Below are 24,195 nucleotides of genomic sequence, written 5' to 3' on the forward strand. Positions count from 1 at the left end.
GTCCCTTCCTGTCTATGTTCCTTCCTATGCGCATCTCCCGTTCCCCGCCCAGCAAAAAAGCAGCCCGAAAGCTGCTTTTCTGATTTCTGATAATGGGTAAAGCGAAAAGAGAAGACTACTGCAGATCCGCGAACGTTTTCAGACGTTCAGCTTCTTTTTCCTGAAGGCCGGTGAACATCTTGGCCATGTCTCTTACATTGTTGGTTTCCAGCAGTTTGATGTAGTCATTGCGCATCTCGAGAGGGATGACAATCGGGGTCTGGTTGTTGGCGATCAGCATAGAGTTGATCAGAATGCGGCCGGTGCGTCCGTTTCCATCCGAGAACGGATGAATGTTCTCAAACGAAATATGCATGTCCGCTACGTCTTCCATCGTAAATCCGTTTTTAACGAGGTCATTATATTTGGCAATGAAACGGTTCAGGAAGGATTCGATTTCTTCAGGTCCTGGGAATACCTTGGTCGATCCGGATACGATAGCCGGATCTTCACGATAGGCTCCGCCGAACATGATGTTTTCGTTGATCGTATCGTTGACGGACATCAGATATTCGGCCGTCAGCGGTTCGCCGGCGTTCAGACGCTTTAGCATCTGCATCATGGCACGCTTGTGGTTGATCGCCTGATGAATCTCCTTGGCATTGGCGTTGATGGCGCAATGGTTGGAGTCAAAGGTCAGCGCGTAGGTTTCATTACGCGTCAGGGTACTGCCCTCAAGAGCGTTCGAGTTGTAGACAACCCGGGTGATGAAATCTTCGAGGTAACTCTGGTTATTGTTAAGTACTTCAATAATTTCCATTTTGTTTCTCTCCTTGCTGGGTCACAAATCATTATAGAGGATTTTATGGATGCCGTTTCAATTTTTTGCCCGCTGGAGAGCGGATATTATGCATATCGTCATTTTATTTCATCTGGTTCGGATTTATATTCCGTCTTATATTAATGGGATATTTATCCTCATAGAATGAATGTGCCCCAGAGCAGCCTGAATCTGGGCAAATCGCAAGAAAATCATCGGACATATCCGCAAAAGGAATGCGGCTTTTGAGTGTCAAAAATTAAAAAAGCCTTAATTCGTATAAAGATAATGTTAAGGCTAAGAAAGAATATAAAGATTCATGAGAGCCGTTTCACGCAACGAATGTACAATTTTGATTGATTTTTATCTTCATAAAAAAACAAATTGTACAAATTATCCGCTCTGCGTTTAAACCGAGAAAGGGCAAGACTAGCTTTATTTGCCACTTTTCTCATCAATTTAACGCTTTCGCCACAATATTAAGAACTCAAATGTACCTCAATGAAAGCGCGTTCAAATTAGTTATTATTGATTCCCCCTTTATTTATAGGACGATTGCTGCAAATAAAGTTTTCGGATTTTCTTTCTAAAAAAGGTTGCATCTTTACTCGGGTAAGACATAAAATAAAGATGCAATTAAGAAATGCATTCCTTCAGGAAATGCAAATCTAAGACACTGACCTATCAAGAAAAAAGGAAACAATTATGTTTCGGAGGAAAAATAATATGAAAGATGCCGTATTGTTCTACACGTCGCCTGGATGCGCAAGCTGCCGCAAGGCAAAAAGATGGCTCGAAGATAACCACATTAATTTTGTTGAAAAGAATATCTTCTCCAACCTGCTTTCTGAAGCTGAGATCAAATATCTGCTTTCCCGTTGCGAAAACGGTACAGAAGACATTATCTCGACACGTTCAAAAGCGTATCTCACACTGAAGGAAGAAATCGATGAAATGTCACTGACCCAGCTCACTCGTTTTATCCAGAGAAACCCGTCGGTTCTGAAACGACCGATCATGTTATCCGAAAAGAATATGGTCGTTGGCTACGATGATGACGAAATCACAGCCATGATCCCGGTTAGCCGTCGTAAAGAAGAGCTTCGCCGGATCGAACGTTCCATCTTGGAATCCACACTCGAACTTCGTACGTTTTAACTTAGACTTGTAATTCACGGATCTATCCTCACCCATGAACTTCAAAGGGCGGCCTTCGCAAATCAAAGCAAAAGCCGCCTTTTTCTTTTGCCAAAAAAGCCAGGGCATGCCCTGGACTTTATATTTCGGAATTTCATCATCGACAGGCAGGCGGTTTTTAAAGAATAACGCGTAACTATACGTCATCCTATGTCACGTCATTCTGTGCCGCCCGGATTGTCTCTTTGTCAGTTTTCTTACTTTCCGTTTTCCTGCTTATTTGGTTTTTGGATCGAAGCATGTCACCGCTCCGAAGAAGCTTTTTGTTCCATCGGGCTGAACAATCATGCCGCCTTTTTCGTCGATCGCATAAACCGGACGGTGGCGTTCGCTCAGTGCCCGCTCAATATGCCGGAGCTGATGGGGCGTGTTCTGAAAATGCACTTCCACATCGAAGTCCGTGAGATAGCCGAGTCCGTTTTTCCAGCAGAACTGCGGATAATCTTCATCCGGGGTAATGTGGTATTCCCCAAGCTGGATCATGGCGCCGGCGGAATAGCCGATCACCAGACCCTGATAGCGCCGAAGCAGGCCGGAAAGCTTCTTTTCCCGAATGCGCCGATACATCAGATCCGGCGCGCCGCCAGTCAGAAGAAGCACACTGGAATTAAGAATGGCTTCTTTCATCTGCGGGATGGAGTCGGTGAAGTAATTGACCCAGTGAATCTGTTTTTCTTTCAGGCCGTAGGCGAAAAACACATCCGTATTCGAGCGGTACCAGATGCCCTGGCCCTTCTTGTACTGACGGTTCCAATCCTCAAGCGTTTTCGTATCGTCAAAAAAGCTGAATGCCAGAACGCAAACTTCGTCATCCGGGGCAAGGAGCGGCTTCAAAGCCGGTCGAACCCATTTTTCATCAATCATCGACGTGTTCATCAGTACGCAGGTCCGCTCAATTGAAGCCGCAGGCCGTATGGAAAACGCGTGCGGATGGCGAAGCGGCGTGTCTTTCACACTCGTCCAGGTCCGCACAAGATCCGTTTTGCCTTCCACGGGATTTTTGAGATTTTGTCTGTCCACTACAATTTCCAGATCTTCCGGCTCTGGTCTGGACCAGAGCGCATCTGCGCCATTGGGCATGCAGAAAACCAGTCCACAAAGATCCTTTTCTTCCATCGTCTGCGTCTCGTTCCACTTTTTGAGCAGAGCGGGTGTCATTCTCGATACCAGTTTCATTTCCGTTTTCTCTCCTGCAGCTGCGTCTGTCCATCCTGCCGGCAGTCCCGCACAACCGCGCGTAATATTCACCTTATCGTGCGCCGGATTCCCCGTTTTGTTTCGCGGTAAATCTTCCCGCCGTTTTTAAGTGTCGCCTGCAAAGCGACCGGTCAGCCTGCCAGCTTTAGCAGGATTCGCTCGTCCCATTCAGACTGAGTGGACAGCTCCTGAATTTTAACAAATCCGGAGCGAACGCTCGACTCAACGCGGACAGGATAGGGAGAAGATACGGCAGAAACGGTTAGAACGTACCGTTCAAAAGCATTTAATGAAGCACCTTCTCTACCGAAACCGCAACCCCAAGAATTTGAAACTTCGGATTGAAGAAATCTTCGTAATCCGGATTATCCGCCCGCAGCATCGTCACGCCGTCTTTCTGAATCAGGCGGCGCACGACGATGGCGCCATTCACATCCGCTAGAACCAGATCGCCGCTCTGCGCAGCGGAGGTCTTGTCCAATTTCACAGTATCGCCGGCATCGATTTTATTCATGACATTATCCCTGGCTGTCCAGGTAAAGGACTGGCCGTTGAGATCATTCATGTCGGATTTGCTGAGAAGGTAATCGCGGGTGGTATGCAGAGCTTTTTCCCACGCCTCAATGTTGTTGAGCGGGAAATTGTTCTCGCCGCGTTCAATGCGGCTGATCGCAGCTTTGCTGGTGTAGCCCAGACGCTCCGCCAGTTCGCTTTGCGTAAGACTAATTTCTTTTCTTCTGCGCTTAATACGTTCTCCCTCGTTGTCATATGCGATTCTCCTAACCTTTGAATGATCTGTTTTTCAGAAAGACTGAGCAGCAGATGCCTGCACCTGGAAATGCGGGATTCACTTGCCGGCATTCTCAGTCCGATTCAGGAAGCGCAAATCAAAAATCATCGCTGGTACAGGGCGGAAGGATCCGCGAAGACGGGTAAAATTTCCATTTTGAAAGTTCTCCACGTTCTCCAGTGCTCTGTCCGCATTTCTTTTTCATTTTTTCATCCATTTTCTCGGGCGCATCCTGAAAGCCCGGATTCTGCCTTTTCGGATTCGGGTGTTTGGGAATCCTCAATCTTCTGAATTTCTTATCCTTCATCTTTGGACTTCAAGTCTGAAGAAAGCGAGGTAAAAACCGATGTACCATGAATCGAATCCCGATTTGACTGAAGATCGCTCCTGCAAAAGCAAATCACGTACCCGATCCAGAATCAAAAGAGCTCTGGAAGATCTTCTCTACTGTTCCCTGCTTCTTTCCGCTCCACAATTCCTTGTGGATCTGGTCAGTTCACTAATCGCCCTGCTGCTGTAAGCGAGCGGGTAAATCGACACACCGCCTTTGGAATGGATTCGAATGTCTTTTCTGCACATGGTAACCAAAATTCATGCACAGCACGCATTACTATCTGATTAAGGCGATATCCAGCCTCATCGTGATTGTCCTTATTGGAGTCTTCCTGCACTGGTATATTTCCAAAAAGAAGAAAGACGTAAATCCCGAAATCATCATCAAATGTTTGTATGCCGCTGGATTTATGCTATGACTTCCATTGCGCCTGCCGCGACCAGGGCATTTACGAGAATGACGCCATTGCTCAGGAGATGGAAAAATTCATTCCGCAGCACGATTCAGAGAGCGCTGCCTAGCCAGCGCTTTTTTTGTCTGTCCAAGGAGGTGCAATTTCTGATGCAAGCGACAAGCGGTCTGATCTTCCTGTTTTGCAGACACAGGATCTCATTTCTGTTTCAGAAAATTCAGAAACCTGCTTTATATTTAAATATGGTATATATCCATCAAACTTGAACAGGTCGTATTCCTCGTGCCTTAACAAGAAAAGTGGCCTGATGTATTCACCCGGAAGAGCAGGGTTCCGATAACTATGACAGGGAGGCCCCCCTTCCGACCAAAGTGGAACAGTTTTCAATTGATAAAAACTAAAATTGGAGAGTATATCTCAAAGACTTCAAATGAAGATACAGATACTGTTGTGATAAATTTTTCCAAGACAGGAGCACATCTAGTTCCGGGGAGACCATCAAATGAGTTTAGAAGACGTAATGAACAGAGTAAAAATGAAAACAGATAAGCCCATTTCGGTGGTTTGTACAGATAGCCCGCCGGTTAACGGCATATTCATTCAGATTTTAGATAAAGATGATTTTGACAATTATGATGATGCTTTGCTTATTGAAGGGATAGATGGCAACCTAATCGAAATACCAATTCAATCTGTTTCAGCGATTTATTAAGATCCCTGACCGACTCTTTTCTTTTTCCGGAAAGGAATAATCGGCCACCTGGTCGACAGATCAGAAGACGATGTTCTGTCGGCACTGCATACGACCAAGAAAAAATCGCACACAAATCGCACATAACAAAAAAAAAGCCCTTTAGGCGCTTTACCTAAAGGGTTATTTCCATATGGTGGAGCGTAGGGGGATCGAACCCCTGACCTCATGGCTGCCAGCCATGCGCTCTCCCAGCTGAGCTAACACCCCATATTTGATGAAGACGGATAGACTTGCACTATCTCTGCAGAGGACTTGCATCACTGTGGTCTTCATTTGGTGGAGATGGCGAGAGTCGAACTCGCGTCTAAGCAATGTCCCACGAATCAGTGTTTACAGCTTAGTCTGTCATTTGACCATCAGACTTGGACAGACACAATTTCTGATGGGGTGACTGTTGGATTTTCGTCCGGCGAAGCCAGTCGCTTCGTCAGCTTATCTTCTTTACGCCATCTGTTCAGACGATAAGAAAGCGAACTGATCTGAACAGGCTGCGATCACGCGTAGTGAATAAATTAAGCAGCGAAGGCCATGGCACCAGTGTTGGTGCGGCCGAAGTTAAATGTGTTAGCGTTTATTTTGAATGATTTTAACGGAATCACCCGGCTGTGACTGAGTCCAAACAATTACTCATCGAATGCCAGAAACATCCCCGGCATGTCGTCCTCGATTAAATATTCTAGCAAAATTCAAACTGTATGCAAGCAAAAGATTTTCGATTTCAATTTTTTTAAGCGGCGGCCGGTTTTGACCGTTTTCCAGGCGGTACAGATCCAGAGCGGTAAAGTGCGATCAGGACCAGCTGCCTTTGAGCGCCTTGCGAATATCGCGTTCCGCATCGCGCTTTTTGGCGGTTTCCCGCTTGTCATGAATGTTCTTGCCTCGGGCCAGCGCAATTTCCAGTTTGGCCAGACCATGGGAAATATACATGGACAGTGGAACCAGAGTCAGCCCTTTCAGGCGGACTGCCTGATCGAGTTTCAGAATTTCGTTTTTGTGAAGCAGCAGACGGCGGTCCCGGGTTTCATCATGGTTGAAGCGGTTGCCAAATTCATACGGGGAAATGTGCATATCCTTCACCGTGGCCTGTCCATTGCGAATGGAAATATAGGAGTCCTTCAGCTGCACTTTTCCTTTTCGTACGCTTTTGATTTCGGTTCCCTTGAGTTCAATGCCTGCCTCGTAAGTTTCGAGAATTTCATACTCATGCCGGGCGCTCCGGTTGTAGGCGATGACTTTTTTTCCGTTGTTAGCTTGCGACATGGTATTCCTCCGTATTCTTGATGCCGTTTCCTGCATGGCTTCTGGAATTGTTTCGAACTCCTCTCTTTCGAGATTTGCAGGAGAAGCACTTTAATCGATCTTTCAGCAGGAGCGGATCGGGTTCGTTTTTCAGTATAGCAGGATTCCCTCACGCTTTTATGGGCGGGTGAAATCTTCCGCTTTTCCAAAAATCCAGGTAAAGAAAAAAGAAACAGAGAAACCGCGCGGATCTCTCTGTTTTTCTATGATCAGTTCGTCGATGATTGTACTTGCTCGAGATTATTAATTGTCGTGATTCTCGCAAGGGACATAAACCAGTTCAATATCGTAACCAAGAGCCTCCATCATCTGAATAAAGGTCTTGTTCAGAAGGCCCTCTTTCTTCTTGATGATGCGATTAACGTACTGGGAAGTAGTTCCAATTTTGGTGCCGAGACGTTCCTGGGTATATCCCCCTTCGAGAATTTTAACTTTAATGTCCACTTCGATGTTGTTCTTGACCATAAAGATACCCTTCTATTTCTTCTACGTTCTTTATACTACCTGTAACGATTGAAAAATCAACATTCCCTGATTTGTAAACCTCAAATCGTTAGAATTTCTTGCCGCATGAGGCGTTTTTTTTCGAATATTCCTGTATGCATATCCGCTTCGCCTGACATATGCAATCGTTTCAGATATAGCTATAACCTCTTATTGTTGATTTTAACAAGCTTATAGGGAATCCGACAACAATTTTAGCCATCGATTCCATACAAAAATGTCAAGTGCAAAAAGACAAACATCTGATCAGAATTCTTAACTTTTTTCATCTCAGAATCCAGCTTTTTGCCTTTCAAATCCCGGTTGAAGGAGCCGTCCGGTCCCATCGCATTCAGATCATTTCTGATGCTTTGCGGGCACTTTTTTCAATGATTTTTCGCCTCGGTTATCCCCTGGAAAAATGCTTCATTTTCCCGTTTTCCGACTGACCGGTTCTTCGTAAAGGCAGCCGGTCCGTTACGGAACAAAAAGTTTTCAGCAGGAAAAAGGCCGGAGTTATCCGGCCAGATAATTATTCAGTTTTGGGTATGCCTGGGGACTACTTTTTGAGTTTGTCTTCTGCTTTTTTCACGTCGGCTTTTACATCTTTGTTGAAAGCTTCGACTTTTTCTTTCGCATCGGCTGTGTCTTTTTTTACGTCAGCTTTTGCTTTGTCAGCAGCGTCTTCGACTTTGTCCTTAACGTCGTCATAGCCTTTTTTCACATCGCTGGCAAATTTTTCTGCACCGGCTTTGACTTTTTCGTTGAAGGCTTTGGTATCGGCTTTTGCCTTGGCATCATCCTTGGCAAGATCTGCCTTGCATTCAGCTTCTTTGGCTTCGGTCTCTTTTTTTACGTCTGCGGCTTTTTCCTTGGCTTTTTCCTTGTCGCTTTCGAAGTCAGCTTTCAGCTTTTCCGCTTCCTTTTCTACAGAGTCGGACATTTTGTCCCAGCCCTCTTTCACATCTTTTCCCAGATCTTTAAAGAAATCACTCATGATTCAGACCTCCTTGATTGACTTCATTATATCGAGCCCTGTCATGGGCCCTTTTGGATATGCCCGTCTTTACGCCTTGTACACTTTTGCCTTCGGCTGGGTGGTGATAATAATTTCGTTTCGTCCGATGACGCCCGGTTCATGGTTTGGAACGTAGCCGGCGCCTTTAAAATCCGCAAACGTCTTCGGTTCCGCCAGCATCAGCTTCGACTTAGCTTCGATCGGATGGGCGAAGCGAACTAACGGCTGGCCGGCCTGTACATCCTGACCGGGATGAACGAGAATCGTCGCATCCTTTTCAAAGGAAACAGTGCCGACGCATACTTTAATCGCCAGCGTATTCACGGGACTGGTCTTGATCACAATCGTATTTTGCGGCAGATCGATTGATTCAATCACACCGTCCGCTGGCGCACAGATCGACTGATCTTTCACTGCCATGACAGCCAGCGTCCGCATTTCCTGGTCTTTCTGCGAAATTTCCTTCTCGTCAAACGGAAGGGCGAGCAGACTGCCGTCTGCCCAGGCAAACAGATCATGGTAGGAATCCAGTTCCGCATTTTCTGCAGCGGCATCGGCTTCAAAAGATTCTTTGGCATGATCCCATACGTCCTTGATTTCTTCGCCGCCCTTTTCGACATCTTCTTTTAAATGATTCAGAAAATCACTCATCGCTATCCACTCACTTTCTGCAGGCTCCAACAAATTTCTGTCGATCAGAAGGTCGGCCGCACTCTTGAGCGCCCTGGGCCCGAGATCTTGCCCTAATTTGAAAGCATTGATCCGTTCCATCTGGCTTCTGCTCGAAAAAGAGACCTGCTGTGCATTCATTATAGAAATGCTCCCCAGAGGCCAGGCTGCCTTATGCCCGAAGGCCCTGCAGATCCAGAGCGTCCATGCGAAAAGCCGGTCTGGACAGGCTCGAATCCAGACCGGCTTTTCGCATCGTTTTAAGTTTTCAATTTTTCGAACGAATTCTTTCGAGAGAAGCGTTTTTGAGCGAGCTCTTCGGGCTTTCCTCTTTTTTCTTGTTTTTCCTGTTCGTCTTCTTACTCGTCTAGTATTCTTACTCGTTTTCTTATTTTTTCGCGGCGTAAAGTTTTGCGGTTTCTTCCCGCTTTTCTTCGAGCTCCATCCAACGCTCTTCAAGCTGTTCATTGGTCTGGCTAAGGGCTTCGCGTTCATCGCTCAGCTCGGCCACTTTTTTATAATCCGTTTCCGACTCGAGAAGATGATCGATTTCTTCAATGCGAGCCGTATTGGCTTCCAGTTTCTGTGGAATTTCTTCCAGCTCCCGTTTCTCTTTGGAGGAAAAGGAAATCTTCTTTTCCTTTGGACGGGCAGAAATGGCTGCACTGGCCGGTCTGGCTTTGTCCTGGCGGCGTTCTTCTTCCTTGAACACCTGCAGATCGGAATAGCCTCCGCTAATACGCAGGAAGGTCCCGTCGCTTTGCAGTTCAAACAGCTCGGTCGCGGTACGGTCGATGAAGAAACGGTCGTGAGAAACGAACAGCACTATGCCGGGGAAATTATCGAGATAGTCTTCGAGAACTTCCAGCGTTTCGATATCCAGATCGTTTCCCGGCTCGTCGAGCAGCAGGACGTTCGGCGCTTTCATCAGCACGCGAACGAGTTCGAGACGGCGCCGTTCGCCGCCTGAAAGCCGGTTTAACGGAAGATACTGCCTGGTCTTATCAAACAGGAATCGTTCGAGCATAGCCGAAGCGCTCTGTTCGCCGTCGAGGGTAACGACTGCCTTGGCTTCTTTTTCGATATAGTCCAGAACACGAAGGTTTCCATCCGCCGGATCGGGGATCTGTCGGAAATAGCCGATTTTTACTGTGGAGCCAAAATTAAAGGCGCCGGTGAGCGGCGTCAGATCGCCGTCGACCAGATTGAGGAACGTCGATTTTCCGCAGCCGTTCGGTCCGACGAGCGCGATGCGGTCCGTTCTTTTGCAGTGGTAGGAAAAGTCATGAAACAGAATTTTCTCAGGCGTATAGCCAAAGGAAAGGTTCTGCCATTCGAGCGTCTTCTTGCCCAGGCGTTCGCTGGGAAAGCGCAGTTCCATCGTCTTGTTCTGCCGGCTGGTTCGCTGCGCGCGCAGTTCTTCAAACCGGTCGAGACGGGACTTCTGCTTTGTGGAACGCGCCTGCACGCCAGCCCGTACCCATTCGAGTTCGTGACGGTACAGGTTTTCCCGTTTGGCGGCTCTTGCCTGTTCATCCGCTTCCCGTTTTTCTCTGGCTTCCAGGTATTCGGCGTAGGAGCCGGGATGACTGTACAGATGACCGTCGGTCAGCTCCAGAATTCGGGTGCATGCCTGTTCCAGAAAGCGGCGATCATGCGTAACGGTAATGACAGTCGCCTTCGTTTTGGAAAGCCAGTTTTCCAGCCATTCAATCATTTCAATATCAAGATGATTGGTCGGTTCATCCAGAAGAAGCAGATCCGCCCGGTCCGCCAGCGTCAGGGCAAGCGAAAGACGGCGCTTCTGGCCGCCGGAAAGCGGTTCGATCGGCGCGTCAAAATCGTCCAGCTTGAGACGCGTCAGAATGGCCTTGAGTTCATAGTCATCGCGCGGATCGCTCAGCGCGTCGTTGGCCGCTTTCATCTCCTGCCAGATCGTCTTTTGCGTAAAGACGGGATTCTGTTCCAGAATGTGGGTTTTCATTCCGGACTTGCGGATGATTTTGCCCGCTGTGGTCTGGGGATCCGCCAGGATTTTGAGCAGAGAGGATTTCCCTGCACCATTGCGGCCCACCAGTCCGATTTTTTCCGAAACTTCGGCGTCCATCGATTCATCGTCGAGAATCGGTGAACGGCCGTCTCCATAGTCCAAATGCAGATGGGATGCCGATATCAGCATATAATCGCTCCTCTCCTTACGGCCATGCGGCCTTTTTCATTTTCTGCTCATTTTTTTGCGTAGACGATAGATTTTCTATTCTTTCATCCGCTCTCCTGTCCGTCAGTCCGGAAAGCGAATTCATACAAATTGGATCCCTTTTTGTTCGAAAAGCGAAAGGAATGGCTTGCACACGGGAAAATCCATCTGTATAGTTAGTCAGCGCAAACCGTTAATCCACGCTAACTTTCTGACTCTCCCCCGCCTTTTGAAAACAGACCGGGTCAGCGCGGCAGCATGGATTGCGACCTTTTTCATTTGGAGACGGAATGTCCGTCTTTATGCAAAGAGCATCAGAAAGGAGCCCTTTATGCTGAACAAACGTCTTCTGAAAGCCTTCCCGGATACGTTTCCTTATATTAGCAGAAACATTTTCTTTCAGTGGATTTCCCTGCTGGCTTCGAGCCTTTCCACGATCGCGCTGTGCGTATGCGCAGCCTCCATTTTCGGGACGCCTTCCCTTTCCGTATGGAATACCGCTTTACTCGTTCTTGCCTGTCTGATTGTGCGCCAGATGGCTTTAAAAATGGCCTCCCGTGCTTCGTTCCAGGCCGCGGCCCTTGTTCGCCGGCAGCTGCGCGAACGTCTTTTTGACAAGCTCAGCCAGCTTGGCAGCAGCTATCGCAACCGATGGAGTACCTCGGAAATTTCCCAGCTGACCAGCGAAGGCGTTGAACAGCTCGAAGTCTGGTTTGGCCAGTATTTGCCGCAGTTCTTTTACGCTCTGCTCGCTCCGCTCACGCTGTTTCTGATCGTCGGATTTCTTTACTGGCCGGCAGCCCTTGTGCTGTTTGTCTGCGTTCCGCTTATTCCTGTTTCCATCATCGCCGTACAGAAATTTGCCAAAAAACTGCTTTCCTGCTACTGGGATCAGTACACGGGGCTGTCGGATGACTTCCTGGAAAACCTGCAGGGACTTACCACCCTCAAGCTTTACGGAACGGATGGCCTCTATCACGAAAAGATGAACCGTCAGGCGGAAAACTTCCGCCGCATTACCATGCGCGTTCTCATCATGCAGCTCAACTCGATTTCCGTCATGGACCTTGTTGCCTACGGCGGAAGCGCGCTGGGCATGGGTATGGCGCTTTACGGCTGCCTGCACGGACAGATCGGTGCCTCCACAATGCTTTCGATCATCCTGCTTTCCGCGGAATTTTTTCTGCCGATGCGTACGCTGGGCAGTTATTTCCATATTTCCATGAATGGATCCGCGGCAGCCGATAAAATGTTCGCAATTCTCGACACTCCCGTTCAGGACGGCAGCGAGGAACTTTGTCTGGACTCGGCTTTTCCGGCTCTGGATATCGAAGCCAGAGATCTGTCCTTCACGTATCCAGAGGCGACAAAGCCAGCGCTCGAACATGTATCCTTTTCGCTTCAGGGAAACGGTCTGTATGGCATCGCAGGCGAATCTGGTTCGGGAAAAAGCACTCTGGCTTCCCTGCTTTATGGACGCCTGCGTTTTGACGATGGAACGCTGACGCTCAACGATCAGCCGCTGGAAAGTCTGTCGAGAAAAAGTCTGGCTCGTCACATCGGCGTTCTGAACAGCCAGCCGGTCCTCTTTGCGGGAACCGTCCGCGAAAACCTGTGCGGATCAAGAGAAATCGATGATCCAACCCTGATCGAGATTCTCAGAAAAACGCTGATCTGGCCGCTCATCCAGAAGCGGGGCGGCCTGGATTTTGTCCTGGAGGAAGGCGGATCCAACCTATCCGGCGGACAGAAACAGCGGCTGGCGTTCGCCCGGCTTCTCTCCAGCGAACCCTCCGCGCTTCTGCTCGATGAAGCAACTTCTTCCATTGATGCTGCCAGCGAAGCCATTCTCGTTCATTTAATCGAGGAATTTTCCAAAGAGCATCCCGTCTTCTTTATTACCCATCGCCTTTCCAACGTGAAACGCGCGAAGCAGATTCTCGTTTTCGCCCATGGAAAACTCGTTGAACAGGGACGATTCGAAGATCTGAAAGAAGCCGGGGGCGAATTCGAACGCATTTATTCTGCCCAGCAGAAACTGGAACAGTACGTGAAAGGAGAAAGTCTGTATGAACGCGAAGAAAACGAATAAGAATCTCTCCACCTTTGGCGTACTGCGCAGTCTGCTCAAGCTGGTGCACGGCATGGAATGCTGGATGATTCTGGCCATTCTGGCCGGAACCGCCGGATTCGTGTGTGCTGCCGGAATCGGGATGATGGCCGTCCTGGCCGCATTCTCCCATATACCTGGCTCCATTTCGATCTCCTTCGGGACAGCCTGCCTTTGCATGGGACTGTTCGCCGTTTTGCGCGGCGTCCTTCGCTATGGCGAGCAGGCGTGCAACCACTACATTGCCTTTCGTCTTCTGGCCACGATTCGCGATAAAGTTTTCGGTCAGCTGCGCCGGCTCGGTCCAGCCCGGCTGGACGGGCGTAAAAAGGGCGATCTGATCGCTCTGATCACTTCGGATGTGGAACTTCTGGAAGTGTTTTATGCCCACACGATTTCTCCGTTCTGCATCGCGATCTGCTGCGCCGTCCTCTTTGGAGCTGCCGGTTTCTGGATTCACTGGTCCATCGGCGTCCTGCTTCTTTGCAGCTACGCGCTGGCTGCCTTTGGCATTCCGCTGATTTTCGGTTCTGCCGCACAGAAAACCGGCATAGCCCGTCGTAAGGCTGTCGGCGATCTGAGCGCGACAGTGCTGGAAAGCGTGCGCGGCGCGGACGAAATCATTCAGTACGATCTTGAAGGCGTCCGCAAAGCACGAATGAACGAAAAGACGGAAGAACTGCTCGTGCTGGAAGACGAGCAGAAAAAACAGACCGTGGCCGCTTCTTCTGCCTCTCTGGCTATCGTTACTCTCTCGATGCTCTTCATGCTTTTTCTTGGTCTCTATCTTTACCGGCACGATCAGATCGGTGCACAAAGCTTCTTTGCGAGTCTCGTGCTCCAGTCCTCAACCTTTGGACCATTTCTGGCGCTGGCCAATCTGTCGACCGGTCTGTCCTCCACGCTTGGGGCCGCTCGCCGCGTCCTGACGCTGTTTGATGAAGAAGTTACCGTCAGGGAAAACGAAAAAGGGGCCTGCCCAGAATCGAGCGCCATGGCGGTGGAAAATCTCGCCTTTGCCTATGACGATCAGGCGATCCTGGAAAGTCTTTCCCTGTCTTTTCCGGAAGGAAAAATCACCGGAATCGAAGGCAGAAGCGGCTGCGGAAAATCCACTCTGCTTCGCCTGCTCATGCGCTTTTTCGATCCGCAGGCCGGGACAGCCCGCCTTGGCGATGAAAATCTGAAAGACGTACAGACGGATTTCCTGCGTACAAAACAGTCTGTGGTTTTGCAGGAGAGCGTTCTGTTTACCGATACCCTTCGCAATAACCTTTTAGCCGCCAAACCCGATGCGACAGACAAAGAAATTCGCAGAGCGTGCAAAAAGGCCAGCATCGATACCTTCATCGATTCCCTCGATCAGGGGCTGGATACCATGCTGGCGGAAAGCGGAAGTTCTCTTTCGTCCGGCGAAAAGCAGCGCATCGGTCTGGCCCGCGCCTTTTTGCACGATGGCGATATTCTGCTTCTCGATGAGCCTACCAGCAATCTCGACGCGCTCAACGAAGGCACCATTCTTCGCGCACTCGACGAGGAAGCCAAAGGGAAAACGGTCGTCCTCATCAGCCACCGCAAGGGGACGCTCTCCTTTGCTGATCATATTATAGAAATGGAGGAACTTCATTCTCATGCCGTCCAGTAAAACAAAAACCAAACGCCTGCAGCGCAGGGCTGAAAAGAAACGGGCCTTTGAGGCACGTGTCGTCCAGGAAATGATCGCCCTCTACTACAAAAAGTATCCCAATCCCCATGAAGAAAAAGAGCTGCTGGAATACGCCCTTGTGCGCATTTCCAAATGCCCGTTCATGGAAACGAAAACATTCTGTTCCCAGTGCCAGGTGCACTGTTACCGAAACGAGCGGCGCAAACAGATTCGTCAGGTCATGCGCTATTCCGGCCCGCGCATGCTTCTCCATCATCCAGTCATGGCTCTTCGCCATCTGTACTACGACAACCAGAACCGCATCGAAAAGCCGCTGTTTCTGCTGATCGGCTTCGTCGGACTGTTTCTTTGCGTTCTTGGAGCCATCCTGCCCGTTCTGCCGTCCTTTCCTTTCGCGCTGATGGCCGCCTTTGGCTTTGCGCGAAGCAGCGAGAAGCTGCACGATCGCTTTGTCGCATCCCGGCTGTATCAGGACAATGCCAAAGACTGGGTTGAACACCGTGCCATGCGTCCGCAGGCTAAGAAGCGCGTTCTGATGACGATCTCGCTCGTGCTTCTCTGCAGCTGGCTGATGCTCTTCCATCTGCCCTGGGTCCAGTGGATTCTTGTGGCCGTCTGGATCGGCCACGTCCTTTACTTCCGCTTTGGAATCCGCACACTCGAAGACTAAGCCTGCCCATACATCCCTGTACGAAAGCGGCCCGTACCGCAGAGCCTTCCCCTCAAGGGAACGTTCTGCGGTACGGGCCGCTTTTTCGTTTTAAATACGTTTTGTGCTTTTTTTAGCAAGCCTGTCATACAGCCTGTCCTCGAACGTCATACGCTGCGCGAGAAAACAGGCTTTTGGCGATTACGCTTTGGAAGCCTGCGGCACTTCTTTCCAGGTGCCTTCTTCCTTTGTCAGGTAGCGGTAATCATCGCAGACCATTACCTTGGCGGTTTCACCGTCCACGTCGAGAATGTCGATCGTGTAGTATTTGGACTCATCGAATTCATTCGAGCCCTGCATGTTATCGAGAATCGTGCTGATAATCGCTTTGCGATCTTTGAAAAAATCTTTTGCCATAAATATGCAATTCCTCACTTTCTGTGCTTACTGTATGTAAATGCATGCGGCGCGGCCGAAGCATTTTCGGGATTCGATTTGTGAAAAGTCTGGGCTTTCTTCTCTGGATTCTTGGTATCCGGAACGCCTGTTCTTGTTCTGCCTGTTTTGTTCACTCTGTACTGCCCTGCAGATTGAAAAAACGGGAGTAAACGCAAACGCTGAAAGCTGTTTTCATACTGTTCATTTCAAATCATTTGGTTTCATTTCTATAAAAATATCATAGCTAAATCGAAAATCCGGATCAATTGCCCTATACTTACGTTTTTCTTAATGCAATGTACAGACGTTTTTCAAAGGGACGGGATCCTTTTCTTCACGATAAATCCAGCCGCTTGGGATGGTATTTTTCCGCCTGTCGAATATCGGTGGATTTCGTCCTTTTATACGCCGATAACGCCCCTGAAAGCAGAAAAAGAGGAGGTCCGATTCGATCCGAACTTCCTCTTTCTGTATCGATAATGGATTTCGTGCTGGCTGACAGCGCGCTTCGTGTTCTGAAATTCCGTTCCCGCTTTGCGGGCTGAAATTTCTCCCTCTTCTCAGGGAATACAGCGCAGCCTGCTTGCCTGGAATCAGTCGTACTGCCGGAAACCAAGTCCCATGGCTTCGAGACGGTCCTTGACTTCCTGAAGCGACTTCTTGCCGAGGTTTTTCACGTGCATCATTTCATCTTCGGTCTTCTGGGTCAGCTCTTCTACAGTCTGAATGCCTGCACGTTTGAGGCAGTTGTAGGAGCGGACAGACAGCTCAAGATCTTCGATCATCATTGTCGAAGACTTCGCCACTTCTTCCGTAACCGGCGGCTGAACGGTGAAGCTTTCTTCGAGTTCCATCTGCGCAGCCGGATAAATATTATCGAGATAGCCGATGACAATACGCGCAGCTTCCGTAACGGCGTTCAGCGGCGTAATGCTTCCGTTGGTATGAATGTCGAATGTGACTTTGTCATACTTCGTATCGTGACCAAGCAGCGTCGGCTCGGACAGATATTCTGCGGATTTAATCGGTGTAAAGGTTGTATCGAGGCAGACCGTTCCTTCGGGAAGGTCGTATTCTTTTTCAATTTCGCCTGCTGTCTTGTAGCCGCCGTCGGTCGCCGCAAACAGCGTCATGTTCAGTGTCTGGTTTTCCTTAACGGTGCAGATCACCTGATCCGGATCGGTAATCGTTGTGTTTTCCGGGCAGATCAGATCGCCGGCGGTTACTGTGCAAGGGCCGGTTTTCACTAACTGCAGTTCGGTGATTCCCGTATCTTCGGTTTCAAGCTGGATCTTTTTCAGATTCAGTTTCAGACGAATAATATCTTCTTCGATTTCATCAAGTTTAGCGGCATCGGCAGGAGCGCCTTCCACTTTATAAGCCATAACGGCTGTGCTCGGAAGATCCGAGAGCAGAGTTCTGCAGATGGCGTTGCCAATGGTGGTTCCAAACCCGCGTGCGAGGGGTTCAAATGTAAAAGAGGCGCGAGTATCCGTGCCGTCAGGAAGCTGATTGAATGCTGCCCGGGTAAAAACTTCCATGATGTACCTCCTTGTTCAGAATTCGCTGACTCTGAACTTTCCTGTCGTATGTATCCTGTTTATTCAGGCGGTATACCTTATTTGTAGCGGAAGGTGATGCGTCCGCGTGTGAGGTCGTAAGGGGAAATATCCACTCTTACTCTGTCGCCGGGAAGAATACGAATGTGGTGCAGACGAATCTTTCCAGAAACATGAGCCAGAATTTCGTGTCCGTTTTCCAGTTTTACTTTAAATGCGGCGTTTGGAAGTGTATCCGTTACCAAGCCATCAAGTTCGATCATGTCCTGTTTAGCCATGTATGCTCAAGTTCCTCCTGTTTAGTTTCTATTTTCAGCCAATTTTTAGCGAATCCTGTTCGCAAATTGAAGCAAATTTATCGTGAATTGTATAAATAGCCATCTATCAATATATTCAATTGTCACTTTGTTTGCAAACGAAAAGTCCGAAAGCCTGAAAGGTATGCCCTTTCTCAGCGTCCAATGGTTTCGAGAAGCGCTTCCATGCCCCGGGAGACCGTTCGATCGGGCTCATCGGTGCAGTAAACGGGACATCCGGCCAGCGCGCCGATCTGATCGGCCAGGCCAAGCATCTTCATCGTACCGCCGCTGGCGACAATTCCCCGTTCCGAAAGATCGAGCTGAATGTTTTCCGGCAAGCCGCGCACAAACGAAGAAACCCACAGACCGAGTTCTCTGGCAAACGGTGCGAGTACCGCAGCCATTTCATTCTGGCTGACCGGGATTTCAATTTGCTTTTCGGTATCCCGCAGGCGCCCTTTGATGCGCACGTACTGATCCTTAGATGAAAGACGTACCGCGCCGATGGACTGAATCAGCAAATCGAGCGTCTGCTCATCCGGAATCAGATCGTGATGGCGAAGCAGGTACTTTGCTGCCAGCTCGCTGGCTCTGCGGCCATTGAGCGAAGGGTTCGAAGCGTGATAAATGCGCTGTCCCTGACGGAAAATGGCGATATCGCAGTTGGAAAAGCCGACCGAAAGAACGCAGCTCGAAACCGGCAAGAACAGATCCAGGCCGGATCCAACGGCTGCCATCCAGATTTCCGGATCGAAATAAATCTGACTGGCGCCCAGATCGAGAAGCGTCTGTTTCAGATGCAAAATATCTTCTTCCGAAAACGCAGAAGAATAGCTTAACAGAAGCGTCGTTTTCTGGAACAGTCGAAACAGCCGGAATTCATAGCACAGTTCGTTGAGCATGGCTTCGAGCGCTTTTGTATCCACGCCCTGATCACGGATCGGGCGGACTAAACGGATCGTCCGGTCCCTGGACGAGCGCAGATCGTACGCCTGCTCCCCGATGGCCAGAACATCTCCCTTTTCATTGAACGCGACAACAGAAGGCTCATCAAATACAACGCCCTCTCCGTCCACAATCAGCCGCAGACTGTGGGCTCCTAAATCTATACCCGCTCGAACCATTAGACGATGCCTCCCTGAGTTGCTAATATTATATCGTACAGAACCACGGATTTAAGAGAGTATGAAAGACCTGTTGAAAGACCACCCGCTTGTTTTAAACATTCTGATTGCTTCTTCCACGGCGGACCTGCTTTCCAGAAAGCTCGTGCTGCTGCAGGAGTGGTCAGTCTGGTTTGGCGTACTGAACTGCCGGATCCATCTTGTCCTTTGCGGCAAGGACCCCGACAGCTCTGTCAAAGCCATTGTTTCCACGTTTCACTGCCATACGTACCTGTCGTTTGATCCCGATTACCGGATCGCTTCGGAAGCCGGACTGCTTCAGATGCGCCCTGTATTCGGACGGCAGATCAAGAGCGCCTTCAATTCCATTTCCTTATTTGAAAACGATCAGATTCGTTTTGAAAGCCGCCGGATCAACGATTCTGCGCTGGAAAAAGTCGTTTCCAAATGCCTCTCTTTGCAGCACAAGTGGCTTCAGTCGCACATTCCTGCGTTCGTTGACAGGAAAATTCGCGGTTGATACAATACCTTTGCTTTTTTGTGCGCCTTGGGGTATAGCCAAGCGGTAAGGCACAGGACTTTGACTCCTGCATTTCACTGGTTCGATCCCAGTTGCCCCAGCCATCGCAAATTCATGTCCAGCTTATGGACTCAAATAAAGGGACATCGTCTGGCGATGTCTTTTTCTTTATTCTGGCCGGATCCCGTCCTTTCTTTCAGACTTTGACGGACCGGCTTTTCCTTTGCTTTCAGGCTGAGAATTCATGCTTCTCATGAAAAAAGACTCTGAAGATCAGTCCTTCAGAGTCATCATTTCGTTCATTTTAAAGCAGAACGCGAAGTAGAAAACAAAGCCAAACACCATTCCGATCACCAGAAACCATACGTTCCAGGCATCCGGAATTCCCAGCCATACGGCTGCGGCGCGGGAATTGGCGGTGTTGTAGTAATAGGTGTAGCCGTTGAGCAGCAGGCAGCCAAAGCAGAGATACGGCATCATGCGCGAAGTCGCGGAAATTTCGCGGACCTGCTTATCGTCGATCGCCTCAAGCGTCTTCTTCTGCTTGCGCGTCATTTTGCGGATGACATCCTTGTTGTCTTCGAGCTGTTTTTTGCGCTTTCTGGCCAGATGCACGCAATACGCAGCCGTAATGACGACCGCCGCATTGGCAACCGCATACCAGCCGACATAGGCACAAAGGGCCATCATCAAGATCTGGCCGATGCCGTAAACCATCCAGGTTCGGCTTAAAAACTGTTTCATATCTTTCCCTTCCGGCAGTGCCCGTTTATCGCACAGAACTTTGCCGGTTTCCTTCCTTCAATCTCCCGGATCTGCCTTTTCCCCATTCCAGTTTGATTCACTGAGACTGGTGAACCATCGAAACGGAAAATTCCAAAAGACCGATCGATCCGCAAACAGATCCATAATATCCAGATTCGAGCGGTTTAGAAAATACCATTTCAAAAGGCGATGCAAAATCTGTCTTCCCCCGTGCGGACAAAGGTATTTTGCCAGAAGTTCAGGCTCTCTTTTGCAGCCAGGGAAAAAGGCGCGATCGTTCTCGCGCCTTCTGGCTGTTACACATGGATTTGCATATAGACCGGATCGGATCAGGCCGCTGCGTGAAGAACGACCGTAAAGGTGGTCCAGCCGCCATGGCAGTCAACTTCAATCTTGCCTTTGTGCCGGTTCACGATGCTTTTGGCGATGGCCAGTCCGAGACCGTACCGGCCGGAGGAACGGTTTCTCGATTCATCGGCACGATAGAAGCGTTCGAAAATCTTTTCCCTTTGATCGGGCGGAATCGGAACGCCGGTATTGGAAACCGAAAGCAGAACGTCTTTTCCCTGCCGGCGAAGCGTGACCGCGATCTTTCCATCGGAATGCGCCGCCGCATTATCGAGCAGAATGGCGATCACCTGTTCGAGCATAGACGACTGACCGTTCACCGTAAGATCCGGTTCGATGGTTTCGCTCAGCTCAATATGATGTTCAAACATGACCGCTTCCTGAATCAGGCACTGCTTTTCCACAAGACGGGAAAGGTTGACCGGAAGCATCTGGATTTCCTGCTGCTCGTTTCGCGTCAGATCCAGCAGATCGGTAATCAGACCGTTCATGCGGCTGGCTTCTTCTTCAATATTGGAAAGCCATTTGGGGTTCGGGTCCTTTTCCATGGCTTCAGCATTGGCCAGAATGACCGCGACCGGCGTCTTCAGTTCATGGGACGCGTCGGCGATAAACTGGCGCTGCTTCTTGAATGTCTCTTCGATTGGGCCGATCATCCAGGCTGCCGCCTTGCGGCAGGCGATGTACAGCAGGCCTTCAAAGCCGATGCCGATCAGGATGGATATGAACAGATGGCTGATCAGTTCGTTGCGGATGGCGGTTACGTCGATCATCATCACCATATTGTTGGACGGATGATAGCACACGTAGCTGCTCACCAGAAGGTTGCCGATCGCCGGATTCGTATCCGGGCGGCTCGTTTTCTCGACGAACTGCGCTTTCTCGACAATCTTGTTGATCGTCCCTTCATCTGTATCCTGCGTGGTCAGAAAATGCATGGGCTTCTGCGCGTTATTGAAGACGATCATGTAGACTGGATTTTCATAAAGCAGAGCCAGCCGGGAATCTTCATCTTCGTCCTGCGGAAACGGACCAAGCGCGGTCGGATTCCAGAGTTCGCGGGTCATTTCCGAAATCTCCAGAATACTGGCGGATAGATCGTTTTGTACGGTCGCGTAGTTCTGAAAATCAAAGACGCCGACAATCAGCCAGACCATGATGCTCAGCAGCCCGAACAGGGTAAGCATCATCTTCCGACGAAGTTCATTCATCTTTCATCCCCATGCGATAGCCCAGACCGCGTACCGATTTCAGTTCCACTTTGGAACCGAGCAGACGCAGCTTCTTTCTCAGAAAGGAAAGATAGGCTTCCAGATTATTGGATTCAATATTGTTGTCCCAGCCCCACACTTTGGAGTACAGCTGATCCCGGCTGAGAATCTGTCCTGGATGGGAAAGGAAATATTCGAGAAGCGTGTATTCCTTGCCGGCAATCGGAATGCTTTCGCCGCTTTCCCGGCTTTTGAGCATGCACGACTGCAGATCCAGTGAAATGTCGCCATATTCAAGCTTATTGGATTTCACGGCGCTCGTTTTCTTCAGCTGGATATCGACACGGGCCAGCAGTTCTTCCATATGAAACGGCTTGGTCATGTAGTCGTCCGCTCCATTTTTCAGACCGGCCAGCTTATCGCTCAGTTCGCCGCGTGCCGTCAGCATGATCACCCGGGTTTCCGGAGCCAGCACTCGAATATCTTCGAGAATTTCAAAGCCGTCTTTTTTTGGCAGCATTACATCGAGAATAACCAGATCGTAAATGCCGCTGGACGCCTTTTCGGATCCCGTTTCTCCATCAAACGCCAGATCCACACTGTAGGCATTCTGGCGAAGCATCGCGGCTGTCGCTTCGGCCAGACGCGTTTCATCTTCCACAATTAAAATTTTCATATTCGGCTCCTTTCCAGAAACCGGCCTTTCGCCGATTTTTTCGATATATATTTTTGTCTGTTTACGATTTCGATCCAGGAAAGCTTCCCGATCCATCGTTTCTTTTTTCATTTGCGGCAAGCGTGCCGAGGACAGCAGGCTGTCGACTCCGTTTCCAGACTCAGAGAAATTTCAGGTCCAACCGTCTTTTGACGGCTGCTGGATCGGTACGCTCCCGGATTTTTTCAGCTTCTATTTTAGCGGGGAAGCTGAAAGAAACTTTAAAGTTTACTTTTTTCGAATGGACTTCGTAAAGATAAAAAAGCCAAAAATACGACAGGTAAAGGAAAAAGACACGCCTTGCCAAAATGGGCAACGCGTTTTCTTCCGCCCTCGTTTCATTTTTTTGAAATTAATACTTGCACGATCGGGCCGCTTTGGGTATGATGATCAAGCGTTAAGCGAATGGAGGCTTAGCTCAGTTGGGAGAGCGTCTGCCTTACAAGCAGAGGGTCAGCGGTTCGAGCCCGTTAGCCTCCACCATTCGCCGACTTAGCTCAACTGGTAGAGCAACTGACTTGTAATCAGTAGGTTGGGGGTTCAAGTCCTCTAGTCGGCACCACTTAAAATGACTCGGTAGCTCAGTTGGTAGAGCACTTGACTTTTAATCAAGGGGTCCAGGGTTCGAATCCCTGCCGAGTCACCATTTTTATTTTTGCAGGTGTAGTTCAATGGTAGAACTTCAGCCTTCCAAGCTGACTACGTGAGTTCGATTCTCATCACCTGCTCCATTTTTTTTGGCAGTCCGCCGCCTGACCCCTCTGCACTATATATTTCTTCATGTCAGGTCTGGGCTTTAAATATAGAGCGTTCAGTCATGCAGGCTGACCACAACGTCCCGGGATGCTCACCCGGTATTTTTTTTGCCATTTTTTCGGATCTGGCTGCTCGTATGGCAGGCAAACCGTATTTTGCGGCTGCCTCTTTCCTTTCTGTATTTCTGAAACCGGCAAAGGCAAACATCCGTCTTCCAGACGCACATGCGGTTGCCTGGCTTTAGAGATGCAGAGGCGGACCTGGCGCATTTTCTTCCCTGCAGTTCTTCCTGCCTTTCTTCCCTTTTCCGATTTTCCAAAGTCAGGTTTACTTTCTTGCAAATGAAAAATGAATGAGCTACAATGATCAGGCATTCAGCAAGAGGAGGCTTAGCTCAGTTGGGAGAGCGTCTGCCTTACAAGCAGAGGGTCAGCGGTTCGAGCCCGTTAGCCTCCACCATTCGCCGACTTAGCTCAACTGGTAGAGCAACTGACTTGTAATCAGTAGGTTGGGGGTTCAAGTCCTCTAGTCGGCACCACTTAAAATGACTCGGTAGCTCAGTTGGTAGAGCACTTGACTTTTAATCAAGGGGTCCAGGGTTCGAATCCCTGCCGAGTCACCATTTGAAAATTCGCTCCGCAAGGAGCTTTTTTTATTGTCTTTTTCTTTGTACTGCTTTCTATGCGCAGCTTTCCTTAGACAGCCTGTCGATCCGGCGCTTTTCTTCTCTGCCGCTCCGACAGGCTTTTTCTGTTTCTAAAACCGCCGCTCGACGGTCCGGCCGATCCGGCTGGGATCAAACCCAGGAGCATGACTCCCCGAGCAGCACAGAGACGTAAGCGTCAAATAAAAGACGGGTATTTTCTCGACCGCCTCCTTGGGATAA

General features: G+C 49.3%; 22 protein-coding genes, 9 tRNA genes, 1 other RNA gene and 2 pseudogenes. 16 read left to right on the forward strand and 18 right to left on the reverse strand.

The window, feature by feature from the left end:
* Positions 1-115 precede the first annotated feature (115 nt).
* Positions 116-799 carry a Fic family protein gene (locus Q2J39_RS02385; protein WP_288339056.1) on the reverse strand — a complete coding sequence of 228 codons (684 nt, stop codon included), beginning with the start codon at positions 797-799 and terminating at the stop codon, positions 116-118.
* 726 nt (positions 800-1,525) lie between these two features.
* Between Q2J39_RS02385 and spx the strand changes: the two genes are divergently transcribed.
* On the forward strand, positions 1,526-1,957 hold the full coding sequence (gene spx, locus Q2J39_RS02390; protein WP_230267190.1) for a transcriptional regulator Spx: 432 nt from the start codon (positions 1,526-1,528) through the stop codon (positions 1,955-1,957).
* A gap of 255 nt (positions 1,958-2,212) precedes the next feature.
* Here spx and Q2J39_RS02395 read toward each other — a convergent pair whose 3' ends face one another.
* Together Q2J39_RS02395 and Q2J39_RS02400 are read right to left on the reverse strand one after the other, a co-directional pair.
* The gene (locus tag Q2J39_RS02395) at positions 2,213-3,172 is read right to left on the reverse strand and encodes a Type 1 glutamine amidotransferase-like domain-containing protein (protein ID WP_288339057.1); all 960 of its coding nucleotides are present in this window, start codon (positions 3,170-3,172) and stop codon (positions 2,213-2,215) included.
* A gap of 307 nt (positions 3,173-3,479) precedes the next feature.
* Positions 3,480-3,968 carry an XRE family transcriptional regulator gene (locus Q2J39_RS02400; RefSeq protein ID WP_353935197.1) on the reverse strand — a complete coding sequence of 163 codons (489 nt, stop codon included), beginning with the start codon at positions 3,966-3,968 and terminating at the stop codon, positions 3,480-3,482.
* Between the two features lie 744 nt (positions 3,969-4,712).
* On the opposite strand from Q2J39_RS02400, the gene Q2J39_RS02405 reads away from it, so the two are divergent.
* Both Q2J39_RS02405 and Q2J39_RS02410 read left to right on the forward strand, forming a co-directional pair.
* Positions 4,713-4,838, forward strand: a complete 126-nt coding sequence (locus Q2J39_RS02405; RefSeq protein WP_255658196.1) for a hypothetical protein — start codon at positions 4,713-4,715, stop codon at positions 4,836-4,838.
* Between the two features lie 393 nt (positions 4,839-5,231).
* Positions 5,232-5,441 (forward strand): hypothetical protein, encoded by a 210-nt coding sequence (locus tag Q2J39_RS02410; RefSeq protein ID WP_230267187.1) that lies wholly within the window; start codon positions 5,232-5,234, stop codon positions 5,439-5,441.
* Between the two features lie 173 nt (positions 5,442-5,614).
* On the opposite strand, the gene Q2J39_RS02415 is transcribed toward Q2J39_RS02410, so the two are convergent.
* The 7 genes from Q2J39_RS02415 to Q2J39_RS02445 form a co-directional block, all read right to left on the reverse strand.
* A tRNA-Ala gene (locus Q2J39_RS02415) sits at positions 5,615-5,690 on the reverse strand.
* Positions 5,691-5,757: 67 nt separating this feature from the next.
* Positions 5,758-6,134: a transfer-messenger RNA gene (ssrA, locus tag Q2J39_RS02420) on the reverse strand.
* 138 nt (positions 6,135-6,272) lie between these two features.
* Positions 6,273-6,743: an SsrA-binding protein SmpB gene (smpB, locus tag Q2J39_RS02425; protein WP_230267186.1), complete on the reverse strand. Its 471-nt coding sequence runs from the start codon at positions 6,741-6,743 to the stop codon at positions 6,273-6,275.
* A gap of 282 nt (positions 6,744-7,025) precedes the next feature.
* The gene (locus tag Q2J39_RS02430; protein ID WP_230267185.1) at positions 7,026-7,247 is read right to left on the reverse strand and encodes a helix-turn-helix transcriptional regulator; all 222 of its coding nucleotides are present in this window, start codon (positions 7,245-7,247) and stop codon (positions 7,026-7,028) included.
* 577 nt (positions 7,248-7,824) lie between these two features.
* The gene (locus Q2J39_RS02435; RefSeq protein WP_288339058.1) at positions 7,825-8,262 is read right to left on the reverse strand and encodes a hypothetical protein; all 438 of its coding nucleotides are present in this window, start codon (positions 8,260-8,262) and stop codon (positions 7,825-7,827) included.
* A gap of 69 nt (positions 8,263-8,331) precedes the next feature.
* Positions 8,332-8,934: a PTS glucose transporter subunit IIA gene (locus tag Q2J39_RS02440; protein WP_288339059.1), complete on the reverse strand. Its 603-nt coding sequence runs from the start codon at positions 8,932-8,934 to the stop codon at positions 8,332-8,334.
* 406 nt (positions 8,935-9,340) lie between these two features.
* Positions 9,341-11,131 (reverse strand): ABC-F family ATP-binding cassette domain-containing protein, encoded by a 1,791-nt coding sequence (locus tag Q2J39_RS02445; protein WP_288339060.1) that lies wholly within the window; start codon positions 11,129-11,131, stop codon positions 9,341-9,343.
* A gap of 349 nt (positions 11,132-11,480) precedes the next feature.
* Here Q2J39_RS02445 and Q2J39_RS02450 point away from each other — a divergent pair, with 349 nt between their 5' ends.
* The 4 genes and pseudogenes from Q2J39_RS02450 to Q2J39_RS02465 form a co-directional block, all read left to right on the forward strand.
* Positions 11,481-13,241 carry an ABC transporter ATP-binding protein/permease gene (locus Q2J39_RS02450; protein WP_288339061.1) on the forward strand — a complete coding sequence of 587 codons (1,761 nt, stop codon included), beginning with the start codon at positions 11,481-11,483 and terminating at the stop codon, positions 13,239-13,241.
* The gene (cydC, locus tag Q2J39_RS02455; RefSeq protein ID WP_288339062.1) at positions 13,219-14,904 is read left to right on the forward strand and encodes a thiol reductant ABC exporter subunit CydC; all 1,686 of its coding nucleotides are present in this window, start codon (positions 13,219-13,221) and stop codon (positions 14,902-14,904) included. Before Q2J39_RS02450 ends, cydC begins: the two co-directional genes overlap by 23 nt.
* Positions 14,891-15,226 (forward strand): annotated as a pseudogene (locus tag Q2J39_RS02460) (nitrous oxide-stimulated promoter family protein); the annotation flags it as partial. The gene cydC and the pseudogene Q2J39_RS02460, both read left to right, overlap by 14 nt.
* Before the next feature lie 21 nt (positions 15,227-15,247).
* Positions 15,248-15,595 (forward strand): annotated as a pseudogene (locus tag Q2J39_RS02465) (YbaN family protein); the annotation flags it as partial.
* A 180-nt stretch (positions 15,596-15,775) separates the two neighbouring features.
* On the opposite strand, the gene Q2J39_RS02470 reads toward Q2J39_RS02465, so the two are convergent.
* The 4 genes from Q2J39_RS02470 to Q2J39_RS02485 all read right to left on the reverse strand — a co-directional run bounded on the left by Q2J39_RS02470 (position 15,776) and on the right by Q2J39_RS02485 (position 18,994).
* Positions 15,776-15,991: a hypothetical protein gene (locus Q2J39_RS02470; protein WP_230267179.1), complete on the reverse strand. Its 216-nt coding sequence runs from the start codon at positions 15,989-15,991 to the stop codon at positions 15,776-15,778.
* A 614-nt stretch (positions 15,992-16,605) separates the two neighbouring features.
* The gene (locus Q2J39_RS02475; RefSeq protein ID WP_230267178.1) at positions 16,606-17,553 is read right to left on the reverse strand and encodes a DNA-directed RNA polymerase subunit alpha; all 948 of its coding nucleotides are present in this window, start codon (positions 17,551-17,553) and stop codon (positions 16,606-16,608) included.
* Between the two features lie 77 nt (positions 17,554-17,630).
* Positions 17,631-17,849 (reverse strand): translation initiation factor IF-1, encoded by a 219-nt coding sequence (infA, locus tag Q2J39_RS02480; protein ID WP_230267177.1) that lies wholly within the window; start codon positions 17,847-17,849, stop codon positions 17,631-17,633.
* 173 nt (positions 17,850-18,022) lie between these two features.
* The gene (locus tag Q2J39_RS02485) at positions 18,023-18,994 is read right to left on the reverse strand and encodes a rod shape-determining protein (protein WP_230267176.1); all 972 of its coding nucleotides are present in this window, start codon (positions 18,992-18,994) and stop codon (positions 18,023-18,025) included.
* A gap of 61 nt (positions 18,995-19,055) precedes the next feature.
* On the opposite strand from Q2J39_RS02485, the gene Q2J39_RS02490 reads away from it, so the two are divergent.
* Together Q2J39_RS02490 and Q2J39_RS02495 are read left to right on the forward strand one after the other, a co-directional pair.
* Positions 19,056-19,514 carry a hypothetical protein gene (locus Q2J39_RS02490; RefSeq protein ID WP_230267175.1) on the forward strand — a complete coding sequence of 153 codons (459 nt, stop codon included), beginning with the start codon at positions 19,056-19,058 and terminating at the stop codon, positions 19,512-19,514.
* 28 nt (positions 19,515-19,542) lie between these two features.
* Positions 19,543-19,618, forward strand: a tRNA-Gln gene (locus Q2J39_RS02495).
* 169 nt (positions 19,619-19,787) lie between these two features.
* On the opposite strand, the gene Q2J39_RS02500 is transcribed toward Q2J39_RS02495, so the two are convergent.
* The 3 genes from Q2J39_RS02500 to Q2J39_RS02510 all read right to left on the reverse strand — a co-directional run bounded on the left by Q2J39_RS02500 (position 19,788) and on the right by Q2J39_RS02510 (position 22,514).
* A complete protein-coding gene (locus Q2J39_RS02500) occupies positions 19,788-20,258 on the reverse strand; it encodes a hypothetical protein (protein WP_230267988.1) in 471 nt (156 codons plus the stop codon).
* 350 nt (positions 20,259-20,608) lie between these two features.
* Positions 20,609-21,838, reverse strand: a complete 1,230-nt coding sequence (locus Q2J39_RS02505) for a cell wall metabolism sensor histidine kinase WalK (protein WP_230267989.1) — start codon at positions 21,836-21,838, stop codon at positions 20,609-20,611.
* The gene (locus Q2J39_RS02510; RefSeq protein WP_230267990.1) at positions 21,831-22,514 is read right to left on the reverse strand and encodes a response regulator transcription factor; all 684 of its coding nucleotides are present in this window, start codon (positions 22,512-22,514) and stop codon (positions 21,831-21,833) included. The genes Q2J39_RS02505 and Q2J39_RS02510 overlap by 8 nt, the downstream gene beginning before the upstream one ends.
* A 446-nt stretch (positions 22,515-22,960) precedes the next feature.
* On the opposite strand from Q2J39_RS02510, the gene Q2J39_RS02515 reads away from it, so the two are divergent.
* From Q2J39_RS02515 to Q2J39_RS02530, 4 genes are all read left to right on the forward strand, one after another.
* Positions 22,961-23,036 (forward strand) — tRNA-Val (locus Q2J39_RS02515).
* 3 nt (positions 23,037-23,039) lie between these two features.
* Positions 23,040-23,115 (forward strand) — tRNA-Thr (locus Q2J39_RS02520).
* Positions 23,116-23,123: 8 nt separating this feature from the next.
* Positions 23,124-23,199: transfer RNA gene (locus Q2J39_RS02525), tRNA-Lys, on the forward strand.
* Positions 23,200-23,210: 11 nt separating this feature from the next.
* A tRNA-Gly gene (locus Q2J39_RS02530) sits at positions 23,211-23,284 on the forward strand.
* A gap of 84 nt (positions 23,285-23,368) precedes the next feature.
* Here the strand turns inward: Q2J39_RS02530 and Q2J39_RS02535 are convergent.
* Positions 23,369-23,683, reverse strand: a complete 315-nt coding sequence (locus Q2J39_RS02535) for a hypothetical protein (protein WP_288339063.1) — start codon at positions 23,681-23,683, stop codon at positions 23,369-23,371.
* A 9-nt stretch (positions 23,684-23,692) separates the two neighbouring features.
* Here Q2J39_RS02535 and Q2J39_RS02540 point away from each other — a divergent pair.
* The 3 genes from Q2J39_RS02540 to Q2J39_RS02550 all read left to right on the forward strand — a co-directional run bounded on the left by Q2J39_RS02540 (position 23,693) and on the right by Q2J39_RS02550 (position 23,931).
* Positions 23,693-23,768: transfer RNA gene (locus tag Q2J39_RS02540), tRNA-Val, on the forward strand.
* Positions 23,769-23,771: 3 nt separating this feature from the next.
* Positions 23,772-23,847: transfer RNA gene (locus tag Q2J39_RS02545), tRNA-Thr, on the forward strand.
* Positions 23,848-23,855: 8 nt separating this feature from the next.
* Positions 23,856-23,931, forward strand: a tRNA-Lys gene (locus Q2J39_RS02550).
* Positions 23,932-24,195: the final 264 nt, after the last annotated feature.

This window comes from uncultured Allobaculum sp., assembly GCF_948576815.1.
Taxonomy (GTDB): Bacteria; Bacillota_I; Bacilli_A; order Erysipelotrichales; family Erysipelotrichaceae; genus Allobaculum; species Allobaculum fili.

Bases quoted from the DNA above. Each gene is read 5' to 3' on its own strand.
- Q2J39_RS02385 (WP_288339056.1), bottom strand. From the start codon at position 799: ATGGAAATTATTGAAGTACTTAACAATAACCAGAGTTACCTCGAAGAT.
- spx (WP_230267190.1), top strand. From the start codon at position 1,526: ATGAAAGATGCCGTATTGTTCTACACGTCGCCTGGATGCGCAAGCTGC.
- Q2J39_RS02395 (WP_288339057.1), bottom strand. From the start codon at position 3,172: ATGAAACTGGTATCGAGAATGACACCCGCTCTGCTCAAAAAGTGGAAC.
- Q2J39_RS02405 (WP_255658196.1), top strand. From the start codon at position 4,713: ATGCCGCTGGATTTATGCTATGACTTCCATTGCGCCTGCCGCGACCAG.
- Q2J39_RS02410 (WP_230267187.1), top strand. From the start codon at position 5,232: ATGAGTTTAGAAGACGTAATGAACAGAGTAAAAATGAAAACAGATAAG.
- smpB (WP_230267186.1), bottom strand. From the start codon at position 6,743: ATGTCGCAAGCTAACAACGGAAAAAAAGTCATCGCCTACAACCGGAGC.
- Q2J39_RS02430 (WP_230267185.1), bottom strand. From the start codon at position 7,247: ATGGTCAAGAACAACATCGAAGTGGACATTAAAGTTAAAATTCTCGAA.
- Q2J39_RS02435 (WP_288339058.1), bottom strand. From the start codon at position 8,262: ATGAGTGATTTCTTTAAAGATCTGGGAAAAGATGTGAAAGAGGGCTGG.
- Q2J39_RS02440 (WP_288339059.1), bottom strand. From the start codon at position 8,934: ATGAGTGATTTTCTGAATCATTTAAAAGAAGATGTCGAAAAGGGCGGC.
- Q2J39_RS02445 (WP_288339060.1), bottom strand. From the start codon at position 11,131: ATGCTGATATCGGCATCCCATCTGCATTTGGACTATGGAGACGGCCGT.
- Q2J39_RS02450 (WP_288339061.1), top strand. From the start codon at position 11,481: ATGCTGAACAAACGTCTTCTGAAAGCCTTCCCGGATACGTTTCCTTAT.
- cydC (WP_288339062.1), top strand. From the start codon at position 13,219: ATGAACGCGAAGAAAACGAATAAGAATCTCTCCACCTTTGGCGTACTG.
- Q2J39_RS02470 (WP_230267179.1), bottom strand. From the start codon at position 15,991: ATGGCAAAAGATTTTTTCAAAGATCGCAAAGCGATTATCAGCACGATT.
- Q2J39_RS02475 (WP_230267178.1), bottom strand. From the start codon at position 17,553: ATGGAAGTTTTTACCCGGGCAGCATTCAATCAGCTTCCTGACGGCACG.
- infA (WP_230267177.1), bottom strand. From the start codon at position 17,849: ATGGCTAAACAGGACATGATCGAACTTGATGGCTTGGTAACGGATACA.
- Q2J39_RS02485 (WP_230267176.1), bottom strand. From the start codon at position 18,994: ATGGTTCGAGCGGGTATAGATTTAGGAGCCCACAGTCTGCGGCTGATT.
- Q2J39_RS02490 (WP_230267175.1), top strand. From the start codon at position 19,056: ATGAAAGACCTGTTGAAAGACCACCCGCTTGTTTTAAACATTCTGATT.
- Q2J39_RS02500 (WP_230267988.1), bottom strand. From the start codon at position 20,258: ATGAAACAGTTTTTAAGCCGAACCTGGATGGTTTACGGCATCGGCCAG.
- Q2J39_RS02505 (WP_230267989.1), bottom strand. From the start codon at position 21,838: ATGAATGAACTTCGTCGGAAGATGATGCTTACCCTGTTCGGGCTGCTG.
- Q2J39_RS02510 (WP_230267990.1), bottom strand. From the start codon at position 22,514: ATGAAAATTTTAATTGTGGAAGATGAAACGCGTCTGGCCGAAGCGACA.
- Q2J39_RS02535 (WP_288339063.1), bottom strand. From the start codon at position 23,683: ATGCCTGATCATTGTAGCTCATTCATTTTTCATTTGCAAGAAAGTAAA.